The organism is Micromonospora sp. NPDC023633 (assembly GCF_040640035.1).
In the GTDB taxonomy this organism is placed as follows: domain Bacteria; phylum Actinomycetota; class Actinomycetes; order Mycobacteriales; family Micromonosporaceae; genus Micromonospora.
This window is the reverse complement of sequence record NZ_JBFABB010000004.1, coordinates 50,648-69,672: the sequence shown is the minus strand read 5'-3', so window position 1 is coordinate 69,672 and position 19,025 is coordinate 50,648. Positions and strand designations below refer to the sequence as shown.

General features: G+C 74.0%; 12 protein-coding genes and 3 pseudogenes. 12 read left to right on the top strand and 3 right to left on the bottom strand.

Going from position 1 to position 19,025, the window contains the following annotated elements:
* Positions 1-757 precede the first annotated feature (757 nt).
* Positions 758-3,238 (bottom strand): leucine--tRNA ligase, encoded by a 2,481-nt coding sequence (gene leuS / locus AB0G13_RS02255; protein WP_357867645.1) that lies wholly within the window; start codon positions 3,236-3,238, stop codon positions 758-760.
* Between the two features lie 269 nt (positions 3,239-3,507).
* Here leuS and AB0G13_RS02250 point away from each other — a divergent pair.
* Both AB0G13_RS02250 and AB0G13_RS02245 read left to right on the top strand, forming a co-directional pair.
* Positions 3,508-3,768 (top strand): annotated as a pseudogene (locus tag AB0G13_RS02250) (hypothetical protein); the annotation flags it as partial.
* Between the two features lies 1 nt (position 3,769).
* Positions 3,770-5,639 (top strand): annotated as a pseudogene (locus tag AB0G13_RS02245) (AAA domain-containing protein); the annotation flags it as partial.
* A gap of 12 nt (positions 5,640-5,651) precedes the next feature.
* On the opposite strand, the pseudogene AB0G13_RS02240 reads toward AB0G13_RS02245, so the two are convergent.
* A pseudogene (locus tag AB0G13_RS02240) lies at positions 5,652-6,442 on the bottom strand (helix-turn-helix transcriptional regulator).
* 111 nt (positions 6,443-6,553) lie between these two features.
* On the opposite strand from AB0G13_RS02240, the gene AB0G13_RS02235 reads away from it, so the two are divergent.
* From AB0G13_RS02235 to AB0G13_RS02200, 8 genes are all read left to right on the top strand, one after another.
* The gene (locus AB0G13_RS02235) at positions 6,554-7,522 is read left to right on the top strand and encodes an aldo/keto reductase (protein ID WP_357867643.1); all 969 of its coding nucleotides are present in this window, start codon (positions 6,554-6,556) and stop codon (positions 7,520-7,522) included.
* A 4-nt stretch (positions 7,523-7,526) separates the two neighbouring features.
* Positions 7,527-8,027 (top strand): hemerythrin domain-containing protein, encoded by a 501-nt coding sequence (locus AB0G13_RS02230; protein ID WP_357867640.1) that lies wholly within the window; start codon positions 7,527-7,529, stop codon positions 8,025-8,027.
* Between the two features lie 75 nt (positions 8,028-8,102).
* The gene (locus AB0G13_RS02225; RefSeq protein WP_357867637.1) at positions 8,103-9,347 is read left to right on the top strand and encodes a histidine kinase; all 1,245 of its coding nucleotides are present in this window, start codon (positions 8,103-8,105) and stop codon (positions 9,345-9,347) included.
* Positions 9,344-10,015 carry a response regulator transcription factor gene (locus AB0G13_RS02220; protein ID WP_357867634.1) on the top strand — a complete coding sequence of 224 codons (672 nt, stop codon included), beginning with the start codon at positions 9,344-9,346 and terminating at the stop codon, positions 10,013-10,015. Before AB0G13_RS02225 ends, AB0G13_RS02220 begins: the two co-directional genes overlap by 4 nt.
* A gap of 77 nt (positions 10,016-10,092) precedes the next feature.
* Positions 10,093-11,232, top strand: a complete 1,140-nt coding sequence (locus tag AB0G13_RS02215) for a hypothetical protein (RefSeq protein ID WP_357867631.1) — start codon at positions 10,093-10,095, stop codon at positions 11,230-11,232.
* On the top strand, positions 11,220-12,686 hold the full coding sequence (locus tag AB0G13_RS02210; RefSeq protein ID WP_357867628.1) for a magnesium chelatase: 1,467 nt from the start codon (positions 11,220-11,222) through the stop codon (positions 12,684-12,686). The genes AB0G13_RS02215 and AB0G13_RS02210 overlap by 13 nt, the downstream gene beginning before the upstream one ends.
* Positions 12,687-12,688: 2 nt before the next feature.
* Positions 12,689-14,641 (top strand): VWA domain-containing protein, encoded by a 1,953-nt coding sequence (locus tag AB0G13_RS02205; protein WP_357867625.1) that lies wholly within the window; start codon positions 12,689-12,691, stop codon positions 14,639-14,641.
* A 743-nt stretch (positions 14,642-15,384) separates the two neighbouring features.
* The gene (locus AB0G13_RS02200) at positions 15,385-15,849 is read left to right on the top strand and encodes a hypothetical protein (protein WP_357867622.1); all 465 of its coding nucleotides are present in this window, start codon (positions 15,385-15,387) and stop codon (positions 15,847-15,849) included.
* 17 nt (positions 15,850-15,866) lie between these two features.
* On the opposite strand, the gene AB0G13_RS02195 is transcribed toward AB0G13_RS02200, so the two are convergent.
* Positions 15,867-16,151 carry a DUF427 domain-containing protein gene (locus tag AB0G13_RS02195; RefSeq protein WP_357867619.1) on the bottom strand — a complete coding sequence of 95 codons (285 nt, stop codon included), beginning with the start codon at positions 16,149-16,151 and terminating at the stop codon, positions 15,867-15,869.
* Positions 16,152-16,258: 107 nt separating this feature from the next.
* On the opposite strand from AB0G13_RS02195, the gene AB0G13_RS02190 reads away from it, so the two are divergent.
* A complete protein-coding gene (locus AB0G13_RS02190) occupies positions 16,259-17,659 on the top strand; it encodes an FAD-binding oxidoreductase (RefSeq protein WP_357867616.1) in 1,401 nt (466 codons plus the stop codon).
* Complete coding sequence (locus AB0G13_RS02185) at positions 17,656-18,999, top strand: class I SAM-dependent methyltransferase (RefSeq protein ID WP_357867613.1); 1,344 nt, start codon at positions 17,656-17,658, stop codon at positions 18,997-18,999. Before AB0G13_RS02190 ends, AB0G13_RS02185 begins: the two co-directional genes overlap by 4 nt.
* Positions 19,000-19,025: the final 26 nt, after the last annotated feature.

Below are 19,025 nucleotides of genomic sequence, written 5' to 3'. Positions count from 1 at the left end.
AACCGCCGCGCGAACGGCTGTTCCCGATTAAGGCATGCTCGTGGCGTGGGTGTCGGGCACTGTCATGTGAACCTCGTCAGCTTGTTCCGGAACTCCAGTATGTCGATCGAGGACACATTGGACGGCTGGCGTGGGCGTTGCTCGCGGTGAACCAGCAGGTTGCGGCCCGCGCTCCTCCTCGCGGCGCGGGGTGCCCAAGACGTTTCACCGCCACCTGATCGCCGGGCCGACGCCGGACGGCGTCGTGGCGGACAGTGCCGTCGACGCAACCCCGAACGGCCGAGCCGCGATCTTCCGGACCAGTCGCCGTGCCCACGCCCCGACCCGGCCACCGGGGGTCAACCCAACCAGGGGCCTCAAGGTTCGCCATCGGTATCCCGTGCGCGCCCACCGCGGCCGGATCGAGCGGCGGGGGACACAGCCGCACGGCCGCCTTCGCCTGCTCGGACAGCAGGCGGGCCAGCGTGGCGGTGCGTTCCGGCGGAAGATGGGGTCAGGGGCGTACGGACGCGCGGTACGTCCAGCACGGTGCGCCACCGCCCGTGTCGTCAGGTCACGCCAGCGCCATCAGGTGGCCCTCGACGAGGCGGAACAGCGCCGGTGTGAACTCAGCGGCGCGCCGTCAGGGCTCGGGTGCCGCGTCGACGAGGCCGCCGTCGGCACCTGGATGCGCCGCTGCTGGTGGCCGCCGCCGTACGGAGCGGAACGGCGACGGCCAGAGGGTCTGGTACGGGAGTCGGCGCGATCCCCGGGCGGGTCAGCCGCCGGTGACGACGTTCGCGATCCGGGGTGCCCGGACGATGACCTTGGCGATCGGCGCGTCCCCGACGGCCCGGCGTACCTGGGGCGAGGCCAGGGCCAGCTCGCGCACCTCCTCGTCGGAGATGGCGGTGGGCACCTCGGCGGTGTCCCGTACCTTGCCGTTCACCTGGAAGACGCAGGTCGTCGTCTGCTGCGTCAGGAGGTCGGGATCGGCCTGCGGCCAGGACGTGGTGGCGACCGACGGTTCGTGGCCCAGTCGCTGCCAGCCCTCCTCGGCGGTGAACGGCGCAAAGCATGACAGCATCTGCACCAGTGCCTCCGTGCCCTGCCGTACGACGGCATCGGCAGGGCCGGGCGTGGTGTCGATCGCCTTGCGCAGCAGGTTCGTCAGCTCCATCAGCCGGGCGATGGCGACGTTGAGGCGCCGATGGTCCATCGCCTCGGTCGCCGCTGCGATCAGCCGGTGCACGGCCCGGCGCAGCGCCTGGTCGCCGGGGCCGTCGGCGGGCACCGCCGCGACGTTGTCGGCCAGCCGCAGCACGCGGCGGAGCCACTTGACGGATCCGGTCACCGAGACGTCGGCCCAGTCGATGTCGTCCTCCGGAGGGCCGGCGAACAGCATCGTCACGCGAACGGCGTCGGACCCGTGTTGCGCGATCTGCTCCTGCAACACGACCACGTTGCCCAGGGTCTTGCTCATGGCCTTGCCATTCATGATCACCTGACCCTGGCTGATCACCTTGGCGAACGGCTCGACGAACGGCACCAGGCCGAGGTCGTGCAGGGCCTTGGTCATGAAGCGGGCGTACATCAGGTGGCCGGTCGCGTGCTCCTTGCCGCCGACGTACTCGGCGACGGGCAGCCACCGGGCCACCCCGGCCGGGGCGAACGGGCCGTCGGCGTAGTCGGGGTTCGGGTAGCGCAGGAAATACCACGACGAGTCCACGAACGTGTCCATCGTGTCGGTGTCCCGTGCGGCCTGTCCGCCGCACTTTGGACACGGCACGCGTACCCAGTCCTCGGCGCTCTGCAGCGGCGACCGACCGCCGTCGGGGCGCAGCTGGTAGCCCTGGCTGGGCAACTCCAGCGGAAGGTCGTGATCCGGCACCGGCACGAGGCCGCAGTCGGGGCAGTGGATGATCGGGATCGGCGTGCCCCAGTACCGCTGGCGCGACAGCAGCCAGTCGCGCAACCGATAGGTGACGGCGGACGTGCCGACGCCCGCCTCCTCCAGCGCGGCGATGACAGCCGCCGCACCGTCGGTGATCGTCGCCCCGTCGAATCGGCCGGAGTTGACCAGCAGGCCCGGTCCCTCCGCGGCCACACCGGTCTCGGCCGGGTCAGCCGCACCGGTCTCGATGACCACGCGCACCGGCAGGCCGAGTGCGCGGGCGAAGTCGAGATCGCGCTGGTCGTGTGCGGGTACCGCCATGACGGCGCCCGTGCCGTAGTCCGCCAGCACGTAGTCGGCCGCGTAGACCGGGATCCGTTCCCCGTTGATCGGGTTGACGGCCTGCCGGCCGAGAAAGACGCCGGTCTTCGGCCGGTCGTTAGCCAGTCGTTCGATCTCGGTCGCCGTCGCGGTCTCCGCGCGGTAGCGCTCGAACTCGTCGCGCTGCTCCGGCGAGCAGAGTTCCTCAGCGAGCGCCGAGTCCACGGCGACCACGAAGAACGTCGCGCCGAACAGGGTGTCGGGGCGCGTGGTGAAGACGCGGACGGGCTCGGCTCGGGACTCGACCGCGAAGTCGACGTAAGCGCCGACCGATCGGCCGATCCAGTTGCGCTGCATGGCGAGGATCTCGGCCGGCCAGGACCCTTCGAGCTGGGCCATGTCGTCGAGCATGCGCTGCGCGTACGCGCTGGTGCGGAAGAACCACTGGGTCAGGGCCCGCTGCACGACTTCGGTGCCGCAGCGCTCGCACCGCCCGCCCACGACCTGCTCGTTGGCGAGCACCGTGAGATCGTTGGGGCACCAATTGACCGCCGCCTCCTTGCGGAAGGCGAGGCCGGCCTCGAACATGCGGAGGAACAGCCACTGGTTCCACCGGTAGTAGGACGGGTCCGAGGTGTGCAGGCGGGTGCGCCAGTCGAACGAGATGCCCAGTCGCCGGAACGACTCGGCCTGCACGGCGATGTTCGAATAGGTCCAGCTGCGGGGATCGAGTGAACGCTTGACGGCGGCGTTCTCGGCGGGCAGACCGAAGGAGTCCCAGCCGATCGGATTGAGGACGTTGGAACCACTCATCCGCAGGTAACGGGCGATGGCGTCGCTGATGGAGTACACCTCGGCGTGGCCCATGTGCAGGTCGCCGGAAGGATAGGGAAACATGCTGACGACATAGGAGCGTGGCCGCGCGTCATCGCCTTCGACAAGACCGTCCGCCTCGAAAGAGCGCAACCCGTCCCAGACCGGCAGCCACTTTTCCGCCATAGCGTCGTGGTCGGACGACTCGTTCAGGGAATCGGCCACACTCATCGCTTGCGCTCCGTCCGGCGTTGACTCCAAACTTTCGTGAAGGATGCCACAACGGGTGTTCCGTGCACCAAGTGCCCCGGCCTCCTGTCCGGTGGCCCGGCGGGGCGTCAATCAGCCCGGCGGACGGCTGACGGCAAAGGCACGTATACCTGTCGCCGGCACGGCAGTAAAGCAGCGGAGAACCCCGCAGGAGTGGGATCGATCGGAAAGTCGACAGTCGTCGCCTGCCACACCACCGCCTCCGTAGCACCGCAGATCAAGGAGGTCGGGTGGCCCACGTCCACATCCGGATCGACTTCACGCCGCTCGCCGACGACGACGAGTTCGTCCTCGGGCAGCTCACCGACGACCTGGCCGACGACCTCCGCGAGATCGGCGAAGTCGAACGCGTGGAGCACCTCGCCACGGACCCGGACGCCAAGGGCGTCGGCGAACTGGTGCTCGGCGCGGTGACGGTGCTGGCGGGCGCCGAACCCGGCTACGTGCAGGCCCTGGTCGACGTGGTTCTGGCCTTCCTGCAAAGCAACAGCGTTGCTGGACGGCGCCGGCGAGTTCGACTCCGTACACGCGGAAGTGGATCTGCCAGCCAGCCGCCTGCGGCAGACCGTCGAGGAGTTCTACGGCGTGCGGCGCAACGGCGACCTGGCGTTGCTCTACTACTCCGGTCACGGGGTGCTGCACGGCGACGGGCAGTCGTTGTTCCTGGCCGCCACAGACACGGTCTGCGGGCAGTTGCACGCGACGGCGTTCGACACCGACGGCACGCTGCGTCACCTGCTAAACAACACCAAGGCCAGCCAGAAGGTGGTGTTCCTCGACTGCTGCTTCTCCGGCGCGTTCACGGCCCGGCACCGTTTCCGTGGCGGCGTACGCGAGGAGCCACGCCGCGCCAAGCGTGAGCGCGGCACCTTCATCCTGACCTCCAGCACCCACATGAAGGCGTCGAAGGCGCAGGGCGGGGACCAGCCGTCGATCTTCACCGAGGTGCTCCTCGCCGGCCTGCGGGGTGCGGCCGAGGGGACGGCGGACGACGGCTGGATCACCACCAACGACCTCTCCCGGTACGCCCTGACCGAGATGCCCGGCGGCGGCAGCACAACCCGGTCGAGTCGAGTGAGGGGGTCACCGAGCCGATCCGGCTGGCGACGACGCCGGGATCCGCCGCTGCTGCCGCCGCCGGGCAGGCCGCGTCGGCCGGGAGCAGCCCTTCCGACGAGGCGCCGTTCGACGCCGACCAGTGGCGCCGCCTGATCACCTACTACGTCAACTGCATGCGGCGCTCGACCGTACTGCAGTCCCTCATCGATCCCCGCGCGACCGGGGCGTACGTCGCGGCGTCGCCCGGCGCGGAGCCCGTCTTCACCTCGGACAGGCCCGGCCGGCTGCGTGGCGCGGCGGCCAGTCTGGCCTCCCGGGCCCGCGCCGACGGCAGGGAGTTGCAGTACGGCTACCCGGTCGTCGCCGTGCGGCCCGGTCGGCAGAAGCCCGTACGGCTCGCCCCGCTGCTGGTCTGTGACGTCACGGTCGGGGCGGACGACGTCCTGCACGCCTCCTTCCCGCCGCGTCCCAGCCCCGCGCTCGTCGACCTGTTCCATCGAAGGCGACGAGCTGGCGCAGCGCGTCGAGCAGGCCTTCACGCCCGGCGACGCAGACGCCCTGGTCGCCACCGTGGACGTGCTCGTGAGGACGCTCGGGCTGAACGCCGTGCGAGGTGGCGCAGCTGCGCACGGCGTACCCCGACGCGTCGATCGGGGTCGTCACGCCGCTCGCCGCGCACCAGCGGCGCCTGGCCGCGGCCCTGCGCGACGCCGGGCTCACCGACAACCTGCTCTGCGCGACCATCCACAAGTTCCAGGGCAGCGAGCGGGACATCATGGTCGTCTCGCCGGTCGGGGCGCACGGGATCCCGGACCGCACCCTGGGCTGGCTCGTGCACCAGACCAACCTGTGGAACGTCGCCATCACCCGGGCCCGCTCCCAGCTCGTCGTGGTCGGCGACCGTTCGTGGTGGTCGGGTCAACGAGGGCTGCTCGCCGCACTGGCCCTCGGCCCGGGCGGCGCCGGCGTCGGACCGGCGGCCACGACCGGGCCGGCCGACCGGTTGCACCGGGCCCTCCGGGACGCCGGCCTCACCGTCCGGCGTGACGTCGCCCTGGCCGGACGCACCGCCGACCTCGTGGTACGGCACGCGGACGTCGAGCTGGCCGTCGTCGTCGACGACCCGGCGGGGGATCCCGACGGCCGACGGCTACGGAAGGTGCTCGCGCATCTCGACGTCGCCAGCGGCCTTCAGCCTGTCCGTCGGGTACCGGCGTGGCGTGCCCTGGCCGAGCCGGAGCGGGTGGCGGCGGAGCTGGCGGAGGACCTGCTACCGCCGGCTGCCCCCGCCGAGGCGCGGTAGCCCGTGCGGTCGCTAGCCGATGAGCAGCCTCAGCCGCTTCTCCGTCCGCAGGTCCGCGGGAAGGAAGGTCTCCAGGGCGAGCTCGGAGACGGTGACGTCGGCCGGGGTGTTGAACGTCGTGATCACCGAGAGGAAGGTGAGGTCCTCGCCCTCGTGGTCGAGGACGAGGGGCAGGGCGAACGGTCCGCCGGCCGCGTGGTCGTCGTTGTCGTCGCGCTCCGGCACGGGATACGCCGCGACCTCGTCGTACAACGCGCCCAGCCGGGGCGAGCGGACGGTGGCGAGCTGGCGCCGCATCTGGTGCAGCAGGTGGCCGCGCCAGGCCCGCAGGTTGCGGATGCGCGGCGCCATCCCGGCCGGATGCAGGTGAGCCGCATCGCGTTGGGCGACGGCTCCAGCAGCGCCGGGTCGACGCCCGCCAGGAGCAGCGCCACGGCCCGGTTGGACGCGACCACGTCGTATCCGGCGTCGACCACCAAGGCCGGGTACGGCTCGTGCGCGGCCAGCAGGTGCCGTAGCTGCTCGCGTACGGGCGCCATGCCCGGTGCCGCCAGCGGCGCGTCGGCGTAGCGGGGGGCGTAGCCGGCCGCGTACAGCAGGGCGTTGCGTTCGCGCAGCGGGACGTCGAGGTGCTCCGACAGGTGCAGCACCATCTCCTCGCTGGGCCGGGACCGGCCGGTCTCGACGAAGCTGATGTGCCGGGCGGCCGACCCGGACCGCGAGGCGAGTTCGAGCTGGCTGAGGCCGCGCCGCCGGCGCCACTCCCGCAGCAGCGGCCCGACTCCGGTGTCTCCCGTGGCCATGGGCACCAGCGTAGGCCCGCGCCGGGAGCGCCGACCCCGTGGCGACCGCCGGTCCCGGCCGTGCGCGGCGAACGGGCGTGCCGCGACGGACCCCGGGGTAGTTTCGGGACCATGCGTTTCGTCCCGCTCGACACCCCGAAGCCCCTTTCCAAGATCGGCCTCGGCACCTGGCAGTTCGGGTCCCGGGAGTGGGGCTACGGCCCCGAGTACGAGCGCCGGGCGGCCGACATCGTCCGGCGCGCCGTCGACCTCGGCATCACCGTCTTCGACACCGCCGAGCTGTACGGCTTCGGCCGCAGCGAGCGGATCCTCGGGGAGGCGCTCGGCGACGACCGGCCGAAGGTGGTGCTCGCCACCAAGATCTTCCCGATCCTGCCGGTCGCCCCGGTGGTGCAGCAGCGGGCGGTCGCCTCGGCCGCCCGGCTCGGCGTCACCCACCTCGACCTCTACCAGGTGCACCAGGCCAACCCGCTGGTCGCCGACCACACCACCATGCGCGGCATGCGCGCGTTGCAGGACGTCGGGCTGGTCGGCGAGGTCGGCGTCAGCAACTACGGCCTGCGCCGCTGGCAGGTCGCCGAGGCGGCGCTCGGCCGGCGGGTGCTGAGCAACCAGGTCCGCTACAGCATGGTCGACCGCGGGCCCGAGCACGACCTGCTGCCGTACGCCAGGCAGGCCGGCCGCGTGGTCATCGCGTACAGCCCGCTGGCCCAGGGCTTCCTGTCCGGCCGGTACGACGCGAAGAACCCGCCGAGCGGGGCGGTGCGCCGGGCCAACCCGTACTTCCTGCCGGAAAACCTGGAGCGCGGCGCGACGCTGATCGACACCCTGCGGCAGGTGGCCGACGCGCACGACGCCACCCCCAGCCAGATCGCCCTGGCCTACCTGCTGCGCCACCCGAACGTGCTGGCCATCCCCGGCGCGTCCGGCGTGGAACAGGTCGAACGCAACGCGGCGGCCGCCGACATCGACCTGGCCGACGACGAACACGCCGCGCTCGCCCGGGCGGCCAGGGAGTTCCGCCCGATCACCGGGCTCGCGGCGGCGCCCCGCCTGCTCCGGGCCCGTGCCGGAAGGTGAGCCGATGGACGACATCACCGCGCTGATCCTCGACGACCACGCCGCCTTCCGGCGGGGCTTCGCCCGCCTCGACGACGCCCGCGACGAGCACGAGCTGCTGGCGATCTGGGACGCGCTCGCCCTGCACCTCGACGTCCACGCCGAGGCGGAGGAGGCGATCCTCTACCCGCACCTGGTGCGCCACGGCGACGACGGCGAGGCCGAGACCGTCGACGCGATCGGCGACCACAACAAGATCCGCGACGCCGTCGCGGAGTCCAAGCTGCACCCGGTGGGCTCCGAGGAGTGGTGGGCGGCGGTGCGTACCGCCCGCCGGGAGAACAGCGAACACCTCGCCGAGGAGGAGGACGAGGCGCTGCCCGACTTCCGCCGGCACGCGAGCGCCGAGCTGCGCGCCGAGCTGGGCCGCCGCTGGCTGACCTTCCACGGCGAGCACAAGTTCGGCCGCGACCTGGCCTTCGCCGACAAGGACCCGCAGCGCTACGTCGACGAGCACCGCCGCTGAACGCACCTCGGCGGGTCGCCGATCTCCCCGACGCGGGGGAGTCGGCGCGGGGCGGGACCGGGACAGAATGGGCGGGTGAAACCCCGCACGGTCCTCGCCCCGCTGGTGGCCGGCAGCACCTGGCGGCGCGGCGTGTTCCTGCTGCTCGGCGGGGTGCTCGTGCTGCCGTACGTGCTGCTGGCGGTGGCCTTCGCCCAGATGCTGACCCGCTCGGACGTGCCCCGGCCGCTGGTGCTGGCCCTGCTCGGCGTCGCGGCGACCGTCGCGGCGGTCCCGGTCTTCCTCGACGGTCCCCGGGCGTTGGAGATCGCCGCCGCGCGGGCCCTGCTCGGCGTCGACCTGCCGGACCCGGCGCCCGGGCACGCCGTCGACCGGGAGACCCGGCTGCGCTCGGCGCTCTGGATCGGGCTGCACCTGGTCAGCGGCGGGCTCGTGGTGGCCGCCCTGTTCAGCGCCGTGCCGATGGCGCTGGCCTTCATCGGGCAGCAGTTCGGCCTCGACACTCCGATGACCGGCGGTGACCGGTTCGGGCCGTTCGACGGGCGGGACACCGGCTGGCTGACCCTCACCGGGATCGTCCTGCTGGTGGCGCTCGGCTACGCCGTGGCCGGGCTGGGCACGCTGGCGGTGTCGATGGCCCCGGTGCTGCTCGGCCCGGCCCAGGCGGAACGGATCGCGGCCCTGGAGGCGCGCACCACCCGGCTCGCCGAGCGCAACCGGCTGGCCCGGGAGCTGCACGACTCGGTGGGCCACGCCCTCACCGTCGCCACCCTCCAGGCCGGGGCCGCCCGCGAGCTGCTCGACCGGGACCCGGAGTTCGTCCGGCGCGCGCTGGGCGCGATCGAGGAGGCCGGGCGGAGGGCCATGGACGACCTGGACCACGTGCTGGGGCTGCTCCGCGAGCCCGACGGCCGGCGGGCCGCGCCGGCGCCGCAGCGTACGCTCGCCGACCTGGACCGGCTCGTGGCCGACACCCGCGCGGCCGGCCTGCCGGTCGACGCCCGGCGCACCGGCGACCCGGCCGACCTGCCGGCGGCGGTCTCCCGGGAGGGCTACCGGATCGTCCAGGAGGGGCTGACCAACGCGGCCCGGTACGGTCGGGGACCGGTCGCGCTGCGCCTCGACGTGCGGGCCGACGCGCTGGAGCTGGAGCTGGACAACGCGGTGGGCCGGCGACGCCGCGCCGACCCGGGGCGGGGCGGCCGGGGCCTGGACGGGATGCGGGAGCGGGTGCTGCTGCTCGGCGGCCGGCTCACCGTCGGGCCGGACGGCGACCGCTGGCGGATCCGGGTGCGACTGCCGTTCGAGGGGACCCGATGACGACCGGAACCGCGACGACGACCACGGGCGTGCTGATCGTCGACGACGACGAGCTGATCCGGATCGGGCTGCGGGCGATCCTCGACGCCCAGCCCGACCTGCGGGTGCTCGGCGAGGCCACCGACGGCGCGGAGGTGCCGCCGCTGGTCGCCCGGCTGCGCCCCCGGGTGGTGCTGATGGACGTGCGGATGCCCGGCATCGACGGCATCCAGGCCACCCGGCGGCTGCTCGCCACCTCCGCCGACCCGCCCCGGGTGCTGGTGGTCACCACGTTCGAGAACGACGAGTACGTCTACGACGCGCTCCGCGCCGGGGCCAGCGGGTTCCTGCTCAAGCGGGCCCGGCCCGCCGAGGTGGTGGAGGCGGTCCGGGTGGTCGCGCGGGGCGAGTCGCTGCTCTTCCCGGCCGCCATCCGCCGCCTCGCCGGGGCGTACGGGGGGCGGGGCGCCGACCGGCTGGCCGCCGCCCGGCTCACCGACCGGGAGGCCGAGGTGCTCCGGCTGATGACCACCGGGCTGTCCAACCCGGAGATCGCGGCGCACCTGGTGGTCGGGGTGGAGACCGTGAAGACCCACGTCGGCAACGTGCTGGCCAAGCTCGGCGTCCGCGACCGCACCCAGGCGGTGATCGCGGCGTACGAGTCGGGGTTCGTCACCCCGTCGGGCTGAACGTTCCCTCCCGCGGGGGAGCCGGTTCACCGCCGCACGGGAGGGCGGGCGCGGCCCGTCGGCCGAGGCTGGGAAGCATGACGACGACCGATGCTCCCACCCACGGCCCGGCCCCCGACCGGCTCGCCCCGCTGGCCGCCGGCTGGCTCGGCCTCTGGGGCCTGCTCGCCCTGGTCTCCGCCGTCACCGGCGCTGGCTACCCGTTCGGGGCGAACGATCCGCGCGGCGGCGACGCCAACCTGCTCCGGCTGGTCCCGACCGACGTCGGGCCACCCCTGTTCGCCGTGCTGCTGCTCGGCGCCGCGGTGGCCGCGCTCGCCATGACCGGCCCGGCCCCCCGCCCGGCCCGGCCGCTGCGCACCCTGCTGCTGGCGTACGCCTGGACGGTCGCCTTCCTGCTCGCCGTCGTCGTGCCGGACGTGGGGGTGCTGACCATCCTCGGCTACGCCCCGATCCTGATCGTCGGCGCGCCGTTCGGCTGGCCGCCGGTGGACTACGCCGACGTGTTCACCTGGGCGCTGTTCGCCCGGTTCGCGGCCATGGTCGGCGGGGTGCTGCTGGCCGGGGCGGCGCTGCGCTGGCGGCGGCGCACCGCCGGCGCCTGCCCGGCGTGCGGGCGCGACGGCGCCGACCACGGCTGGACCTCGCCCGCCTTGGCCGCCCGCTGGGGGCGCGTGGCGGCCTGGACCGCGGCCACCATCCCCGCCCTGTACGCGGTCACCCGGCTCGCCTGGGCGGCCGGCGTCCCGCTCGGCATCGACCGGTCGTTCCTCGACGGGATGCGCGAGTCCGGGCTGGTCTGGGCCGGGGCCGGGCTGGGCGGCTTCGCCCTGGTGGGCGCGGTCCTCACCCTCGGGCTGGTGCAGCGGTGGGGGGAGCGGTTCCCGCGCTGGATGGTCGGCCTGGCCGGGCGGCCGGTGCCGGTCGGGCTGGCCGTCGTCCCGGCGACGCTGGTCGCGGTGGCGGTCACCGCGGCGACCCTCGGCCTGCTCGCCACCCCCGACTTCTGGGACTTCTCCGGGCTCGGCGCGGCCACCGCCCCGATGCTGCTCTGGCCGTTCTGGGGCGTCGCGCTCGGCGCCGCCACGTACGCGTACCACCTGCGCCGCCGGGGCGCCTGCCGGCGCTGCGGGCGGGGGCTGAGCGTCCCGCCGGCGGGGGCGCCCGGTCGACGGCCCGGGCGTCCCCGCTTTCGTGAGCTAGCGTGGGTCGGGTGACTGCGCCTTCCCCGGTTACCCCGGCCCCACCGGCCGACCTGCCCCGCACGCTCGGCGAGCTGCGGGCGGCCGGCCACGCGTACCGCACGGTCAAGCAGGAACTCCGCGACAACCTCCTGGCCCGGATGCGGTCCGGCGCCGACCGCTTCCCCGGCATCGTCGGCTACGACGACACGGTGCTGCCCGAGGTCGAGCGGGCCCTGCTCGCCGGGCACGACATGGTGCTGCTCGGTGAGCGGGGCCAGGGCAAGACCCGACTCATCCGCTCGCTCGTCGGCCTGCTCGACGAGTGGACGCCGGTGATCGCCGGCTCGGTGCTCAACGAGCACCCGCTGCACCCGCTCACCCCGGGCTCGCGGGCGCTGGTCGCCGAGGCCGGCGACGACCTGCCGGTGGCGTGGCTGCACCGCTCGATGCGCTACGGCGAGAAGCTGGCCACCCCGGACACCAGCGTCGGCGACCTGATCGGCGACGTCGACCCGATCCGGATCGCCCAGGGGCGCACCCTCGGCGACCCGGAGACCATCCACTTCGGCCTCGTCCCGCGCACCAACCGGGGCATCTTCGCCGTCAACGAGCTGCCCGACCTGGCGGAGCGGATCCAGGTGGCGCTGCTCAACGTGCTGGAGGAACGGGACATCCAGGTCCGCGGCTACCAGCTGCGGCTGCCGCTGGACCTGTTCCTGGTGGCCAGCGCCAACCCGGAGGACTACACCAACCGGGGCCGGATCATCACCCCGCTTAAGGACCGCTTCGGCGCAGAGGTCCGCACCCACTACCCGGTCGACCTCGACCTGGAGCTGGAGCTGATCCGGCAGGAGGTCGACCTGGTCGCCGAGGTGCCCGAGCACGTGCTGGAGGTGCTCGCGCGGTTCGCCCGCGCGGTGCGCGAGTCGCCGTCGGTGGACCCGCGCTCCGGGGTCTCCGCCCGGTTCGCCATCGCCGCCGCCGAGACGGTCGCCGCCGCCGCGCTGCGCCGCGCCGGCCTGCTCGCCGCCGGCACGGAGCCGGCCGACGGGGTGCGCCCCGAGGCGCCGGTCGCCCGGGTCGGCGACGCGGTGCCGGTGACGTCGACCCTGCGCGGCAAGGTCGAGTTCGAGAGCGGCGAGGAGGGGCGGGAGGTGGAGATCCTCGGCCATCTGCTGCGGACCGCGACCGCCGAGACGTTCCGGTCCCGGCTGGCCGGGCTGGACCTCTCCGGCTTCACCGCGCTGGTCGACGAGGACGCGGTGATCGAGACCGGGGAGCTGGTCGGCTCCGCCGAGCTGCTGCGCCAGGTGGGCACCGTCCCCGGGCTGGCCAAGGCGCTCGACCGGCTGGGGCTGGGCGACGCGCCCACCCCGGAGCAGGCCGCGGCCGGCGTGGAGTTCGTCCTGGAGGGGCTGCACCTGACCCGCCGGCTCGGCAAGGACGTCACCGACTCCGGCCGGACCCGCTACGGCGGCCGGGCCTGAGCATGGCCGGCGACCGGTTCCGGTACGGGCAGTGGCGGGGCGGCCCCGACCCGCTCGCGCCCCCGTACGACGTGCGGGGGGCGGTGGACGCCGTCGGCGCCGAGGTGCTGGCCGGCGGCAGCCTCCGGGAGGCGCTGCGGGACCTGCTGCGTCAGGGGCCGCAGGGGCGCGGCGGCCTCGACGACCTCGCCGCCCGGGCCAGGCGGCTGCGCCGGGAGGCGTTGCGCCGGGGCGACCTGGACGGGGCGGTCACCCGGGCCCGGGCCCTGCTCGACCAGGCGCTCGCCGCCGAGCGGGACGAGCTGCGCGGGCGCGAGGACGACGACGCGCGCTTCGCCGAGGCGGTGCTGGACAACCTGCCCCGCTCGACGGCCCGCGCCGTGGAGGAGCTGACCGGATACCGGTGGAGCAGTGACGAGGCCCGCCGGACGTACCAGCGGATCCTCGACGGGCTGCGCGACGACGTGCTCGGCCAGCGCTTCGCCGGGCTGCGGGACGCGGTGCGCGCCTCGGCGGACCCGGGCGCGCAGCAGCGGCTCGCCGAGATGATGCGCGACCTGAACGACCTGCTCGCCCGGCACGCCCGGTCGGAGGACACCACCGACGCCTTCGCCGAGTTCATGCGCCGGCACGGCGAGTTCTTCCCCGAGCAGCCGGCCGACGTGGACGAACTGGTCGACGTGCTGGCCCGGCGGTCGGCCGCCGGTGAGCGGCTGATGCGCTCGCTGTCCGACCGGCAGCGCGAGGAGCTGGCCGGCCTGATGCGGCAGTCGCTGGGCGACCGGCTCGCCGGGGAGCTGTCCGCGCTGGACGCCAACCTCCGCGCGCTCCGCCCCGACCTGCACCGGGGCCCGGGCGAGCGGGTGCGGGGCGAGCGGCCCCTCGGCTACGGCGAGGCGGCCGGCGCGCTCGGCGAGATCGCCGAGCTGGACGAGCTGCTGGACCAGCTCGACCAGGAGCATCCGGGGGCCACCCTGGACGACGTCGACGTCGACGCGGTTGCCCGGACGCTGGGCCGGGACGCCGCCGACGACGTACGCCGGCTGCGGGAGCTGGAGCGGGAGCTGCGCCGGCAGGGGTGGGTGAGCCGGGACGCCGAGGGGCTGACCCTGAGCCCGAAAGCGCTGCGCCGCCTCGGCGGCACCGCGCTGCGGCGGGTCTTCGCGGACCTGACCGCCGGGCCGCGTGGCCAGCACGACCTGCGCTCGGCGGGCGCCGCCGGCGAGGTCAGCGGCGGTTCCCGGCCGTGGGAGTACGGCGACGAGCAGCCCCTCGACGTGGTGCGGACGCTGACCCGGGCGGTCCGCCGCGCCGGCTCCGGCGTGCCGGTGCGGTTGGCCGTCGAGGACTTCGAGGTGGTGGAGACCGAGCGGCGGGCCTCGGCGGCCGTGGTGCTCTGCGTCGACCTCTCCTACTCGATGATCTCCCAGGGCCGGTGGGGCCCGATGAAGCAGACGGCGCTGGCGCTGGCGCACCTGATGGCCACCCGGTTCCCGCAGGACGCGTTGCAGATCGTCGGCTTCGGCCTGGAGGCGCTGCCGCTGACCCAGCAGGAGCTGGCCGCCGTCGAGCCCGACATGCGGCAGGGCACGAATCTCCAGCACGCGCTGCGGCTGGCCGCCCGGCACCTGCGACGGCACCCGGACGCCGAGCCGGTGGTGCTGGTGGTCACCGACGGGGAGCCGACCGCCCACCTGGACCCGGACGACGGGGAGGCGCTGTTCCACTGGCCGCCGCTGCCCGAGACGATCGAGGCGACCGTACGCGAGGTGGACCGGCTCACCCGCCACGGCGCCACGCTCAACCTGTTCATGCTCGGCGACGATCCCGGCCTGCGCCGCTTCGTCGACGCCGTGGCCCGCCGCTCGAAGGGCCGGATGTTCACCCCCGACCTGGAGGACCTCGGCGAGTACGTGGTCTCCGACTACCTGCGCACCCGGCAGCCGCGCCGCTGACCTGGCGGATTCGACGGACCGAGCGGCTCAGCACCCCGTGGCCCCGGCCCGGCAGGGAAGGCCGACCCGGGCGCGGTGCCGGGCTCTGGTTGCCCTCGGGCTTCGGGTGCTGTCGGGCTTCGGGTGCTGTCGGGCTTCGGGGCGTGCCGGGCCTTGGGTGCGCCCAGCCTTGAAGTGCGCCCAGCCTTGAAGTGCGCCCGGCCTTGAGGTGCGCCTTGCCTTGGGGCGCCGCCTGGACGCTGTCGAGCTGCCCCGTTGGTGAGACCACGGCCCGGCCCATGCCGATGCCGCGGCCTCGTTCGGGGCCGGAGGTCGTGCCGGTGCCGGGCGCCTCGGGGGGCTATGCCGGCCAGAGGCCTCGTCCGGGACGGGAGGCTGTGCCGGCCAGAGGCTTCGTCCGGGACGGGAGGCTGTGCCGGCCACAGGCTTCGTCCGGGACGGGAGGCCGTACCAACCTGGGACCTCGTCCGAAGCTACCCCTGAAGGCCCGGTCCCGGCCTGACGACCAGATGCAGCGGCTGGATCGGTCCGGCGAGACCCGGGAGTCGAAGGAGGAGCGCCGCGCGTCGCCTGCCGAGTTCTTCCGGCCCGCCGCTCCTGGTCCTATCGACGGGGCAGCTCGACAGCGTCCGGTCAGCCTCCGGCCGGCGGCGTCCCGGCATGCGTTTTCGGCCGGCCCCTTCCGGGTGAACCGTCCGCGGGAACGCCGGGTCGGACGGCGCGGGCCGGGATTGACTGGGGACATGGACAGCGGGGCTTTGCGGGGGGCGTACGCGGAGGTGCTCGCGGAGGTCGACGCGGGCGGGTTCGGGCCGCCGCCGGCCGGGCAGCTCAGCGCCGAGCAGATCGTCGCCCACCTCGCCGCCAACGACGAGCTGATGACCGAGGCGACCGAGGCGGTCATCGCCGGCTCGCCGTTCGCGTACTACGACCTGGAGACCATCCACCGCCCGCAGGTGGACGCGCTGGTCGTCGAGTGCGGCGGGCTGGCCGGGCTGGCCACCCTGCTGCGGGCCACCAGCCAGAAGCTCTGCGCGCTGACCGAGCGGCTCGGCCCGGCGGCGCAGACCCCGGTCGAGACCCACCTGCGTGAGGGCTTCGACCTCGTCGTCGACGAGCCGCTGCCCTGGGGTCGCACCCTCGACCTGCACGCCCGCGTCCACCTGCCGAAGCACCTCGCCCAGCTGCGCATGCTGCGTGCCGGCTGAGGCGCGGCGCGGGTGCGTCAGTCGACGACCTGGACGTCCTTCCAGAAGGCGACCCGGTCGCGGACCATCTCCGCCTCCGGTTTCGGCTCCGGGTAGTACCAGACCGCGTCGGCGCTGGTCCGGCCGTCGTGTTCCAGGGTGTAGTAGGACGCGGTGCCCTTCCACGGGCAGACCGTGTGCGTGTCGGACTCGCGGATCAGGTCGTCGCGCAGGGCGGCGCGCGGGAAGTAGTGGTTTCCCTCGACCAGCACGGTGTCGTCGCTCTCGGCCACGACCAGGGCGTTCCAGACGGCTTTCGGCATGGTTCCACGCTATGTCGCCGGGCCGGCGACGGCCAGTCACCCGACCACGTCGCGAACGCGGGCGTGGAGGTCCCACGCCACGGGCGCCCGGCGCGTACAGTGATCGCATGTGTGCGGTCCGTGTGGATCATCATCCGGTCGACCACGACGGCGCGGTGGCCCAGTTGCGACGGTCGTACGCGGCGGTGCCCGCGGGCGAGCCGGTGCGGCTCGCCAAGCGCACCTCCAACCTGTTCCGTCCCCGGTCCGCCCCGCGCGCGCCGGGCCTGGACGTCAGCGGGCTGACCGGCGTGCTCGCCGTCGACCCGGTCGCCCGCACGGCCGACGTGCAGGGCATGTGCACCTACGAGGACCTGGTCGACGCGACCCTGCCGCACGGGCTCATGCCGCTGGTGGTGCCGCAGCTGCGCACCATCACCCTCGGCGGGGCGGTGACCGGGCTCGGCATCGAGTCGACCTCGTTCCGCAACGGCCTGCCGCACGAGTCGGTGACCGAGATGGACGTGCTCACCGGGGCCGGCGAGATCGTCACCGCCCGCCCGGAGGGCGAGCACGCCGACCTCTTCGCGGCGTTCCCGAACTCGCTGGGCAGCCTCGGCTACGCCACCCGGCTGCGCATCGAGCTCCAGCCGGTACGCCGCGTCGTGGCCCTGCGCAACGTCCGGTTCACCCGGCTGGAGGCCCTCGCCGACGCGCTCGCCGAGGTCACCGCGACCCGGTCCTGGGCCGGCGAGGCGGTGGACGCGATGGACGGGGTGATGTTCAGCCCCGGCGAGGCGTACCTGGTGCTCGGCACCTTCACCGACGACGCCCCGCGGGTCAGCGACTACACCGGCCAGGAGATCTACTACCGGTCGCTGCGCCGGCACACGCGCGACGCACTGACCACGTACGACTATCTCTGGCGCTGGGACACCGACTGGTTCTGGTGCTCGGCGGCGTTCGGGGTGCAGCATCCGGTCCTGCGGCGGGTCTGGCCGGCGCGGTGGCGGCGCAGCGACGTCTACCACCGGCTGGTTCGGTTGGAGCACCGGCACGGCGTGGCCGCCCGGATCGACCGCCTGCGCGGCCAGCCGGCGCGCGAGCGGGTGGTGCAGGACGTGGAGATCCCGCTGGAGCGGACGGCGGAGTTCCTGCGCTGGTTCGCCCGCACCGTCGGGATGACCCCGGTCTGGCTGTGTCCGTTGCGGCTGCGCGAGCCGTCCGGTCCGGGGTCGGCCCGGGCCTGGCCGCTCTATCCGCTCCGAGCTGGACAGAACTACGTGAACGTCGGCTTCTGGGGAAGCGTGCCGATCGCGGCCGGGGCCGCCGACGGCGATGTCAACCGCGCGATCGAGCGCACGGTGTCGGAGTCGGGTGGCCACAAGTCGCTCTACTCCGACGCGTACTACGACCGGGCATCCTTCGACCGGCTCTACGGCGGCGCGACGTGGCGCGCGGTGAAGGACCGTTACGACCCGGACCACCGGCTCACCGGACTGTACGAGAAGGCGGTAGCACGAGCATGAGCCTGACCGATCGAGACCAGGGGGCGGCGAGCGCTCCCGCCAGTCCGCCGGCGGGGAGCCGGCGCCCGGGTCCGACCGTGGCGGACGTCGTCCGCGCGTTGACCACCGGGGCCCTCCCGGTGCGGGTCACCGGATACGACGGCAGCGCGGTGGGCCCGGCCGACACCGGGATCACCCTGTCGATCCGTTCCGAGCGGGGCCTGACCTACCTGCTCACCGCCCCGGGCGACCTGGGTATGGCCCGGGCGTACGTCGGCGGCGACCTGGCGTTGCAGGGGGTGCACCCGGGCGACCCGTACGAGGCGTTGCGGGTGCTCAAGGACGAGCTGCGGCTGCGTACGCCGTCGCTGGCCGAGGGGCTGGCCCTCGTGCGCGGGCTGGGCTGGGAGCGGCTGGTGCCGCCGCCGCCCCCGCCGCAGGAGGCGCAGCCGCGCTGGAAGCGCCTGATGAACGGGCTGCGGCACTCCCGGGCCCGCGACAGCACCGCGATCTCCCACCACTACGACGTCTCGAACGCCTTCTACGAGAAGGTGCTCGGCCCGTCGATGACGTACACCTGCGCGGTCTTCCGCTCGCCCGACGACACGCTGGAGCAGGCCCAGGCGGCCAAGTACGACCTGGTGGCGCAGAAGCTGGCGCTCAAGGCGGGCATGCGGCTGCTCGACGTGGGCTGTGGGTGGGGCGGCATGGTCCGGCACGCGGCCCGCGAGTACGGCGTGAAGGCGCTCGGGGTGACCCTGTCCCGGGCGCAGGCCGAGTGGGCGCGGGCGGCGATCGAGCGGGAGGGGCTGACCGGCCTGGCCGAGGTGCGCCACCTCGACTACCGCGACGCGCCGCGCGAGCAGTTCGACGCGATCTCCTCGATCGGCCTGACCGAGCACATCGGAGTGCGCAACTACCCGGCCTACTTCGGCGCCCTGTCCGACCGGCTGCGGCCGGACGGCCGGCTGCTCAACCACTGCATCACCCGGGCCGACAACCACGCGCCGCACCGCTCGGGCGCGTTCATCGACCGGTACGTCTTCCCCGACGGGGAGCTGGCAGGCCCGGGGCGCGTGGTCAGCGAGATCCACGACGTCGGGCTGGAGGTGCAGCACGAGGAGAACCTGCGGCTGCACTACGCGCTGACCCTGGCCGGCTGGTGCCGCAACCTCGTGGCGCACTGGGACTTCTGCGTCTCCGAGGTGGGGCCGGGCACGGCCCGGGTCTGGGGCCTCTACATGGCCGGGTCCCGGCTGGCGTTCGAACGCAACGGCATCCAGCTGCACCAGGTGCTGGCCACCCGCAACGGCCCGGAGGGGGCGAGCGGCTACCCGCTGCGCCCCGACTGGCTGGCCTGATCCGCGTCCGACAGCCGCGCCGACCC

What these genes read in the sequence shown, in the direction of transcription:
- AB0G13_RS02200 (WP_357867622.1), top strand. Translation starts at nt 15,385, where the DNA reads ATGGACAGCGGGGCTTTGCGGGGGGCGTACGCGGAGGTGCTCGCGGAG.
- AB0G13_RS02235 (WP_357867643.1), top strand. Translation starts at nt 6,554, where the DNA reads ATGCGTTTCGTCCCGCTCGACACCCCGAAGCCCCTTTCCAAGATCGGC.
- AB0G13_RS02215 (WP_357867631.1), top strand. Translation starts at nt 10,093, where the DNA reads ATGACGACGACCGATGCTCCCACCCACGGCCCGGCCCCCGACCGGCTC.
- AB0G13_RS02205 (WP_357867625.1), top strand. Translation starts at nt 12,689, where the DNA reads ATGGCCGGCGACCGGTTCCGGTACGGGCAGTGGCGGGGCGGCCCCGAC.
- AB0G13_RS02230 (WP_357867640.1), top strand. Translation starts at nt 7,527, where the DNA reads ATGGACGACATCACCGCGCTGATCCTCGACGACCACGCCGCCTTCCGG.
- AB0G13_RS02220 (WP_357867634.1), top strand. Translation starts at nt 9,344, where the DNA reads ATGACGACCGGAACCGCGACGACGACCACGGGCGTGCTGATCGTCGAC.
- AB0G13_RS02195 (WP_357867619.1), bottom strand. Translation starts at nt 16,151, where the DNA reads ATGCCGAAAGCCGTCTGGAACGCCCTGGTCGTGGCCGAGAGCGACGAC.
- AB0G13_RS02185 (WP_357867613.1), top strand. Translation starts at nt 17,656, where the DNA reads ATGAGCCTGACCGATCGAGACCAGGGGGCGGCGAGCGCTCCCGCCAGT.
- leuS (WP_357867645.1), bottom strand. Translation starts at nt 3,238, where the DNA reads ATGAGTGTGGCCGATTCCCTGAACGAGTCGTCCGACCACGACGCTATG.
- AB0G13_RS02190 (WP_357867616.1), top strand. Translation starts at nt 16,259, where the DNA reads ATGTGTGCGGTCCGTGTGGATCATCATCCGGTCGACCACGACGGCGCG.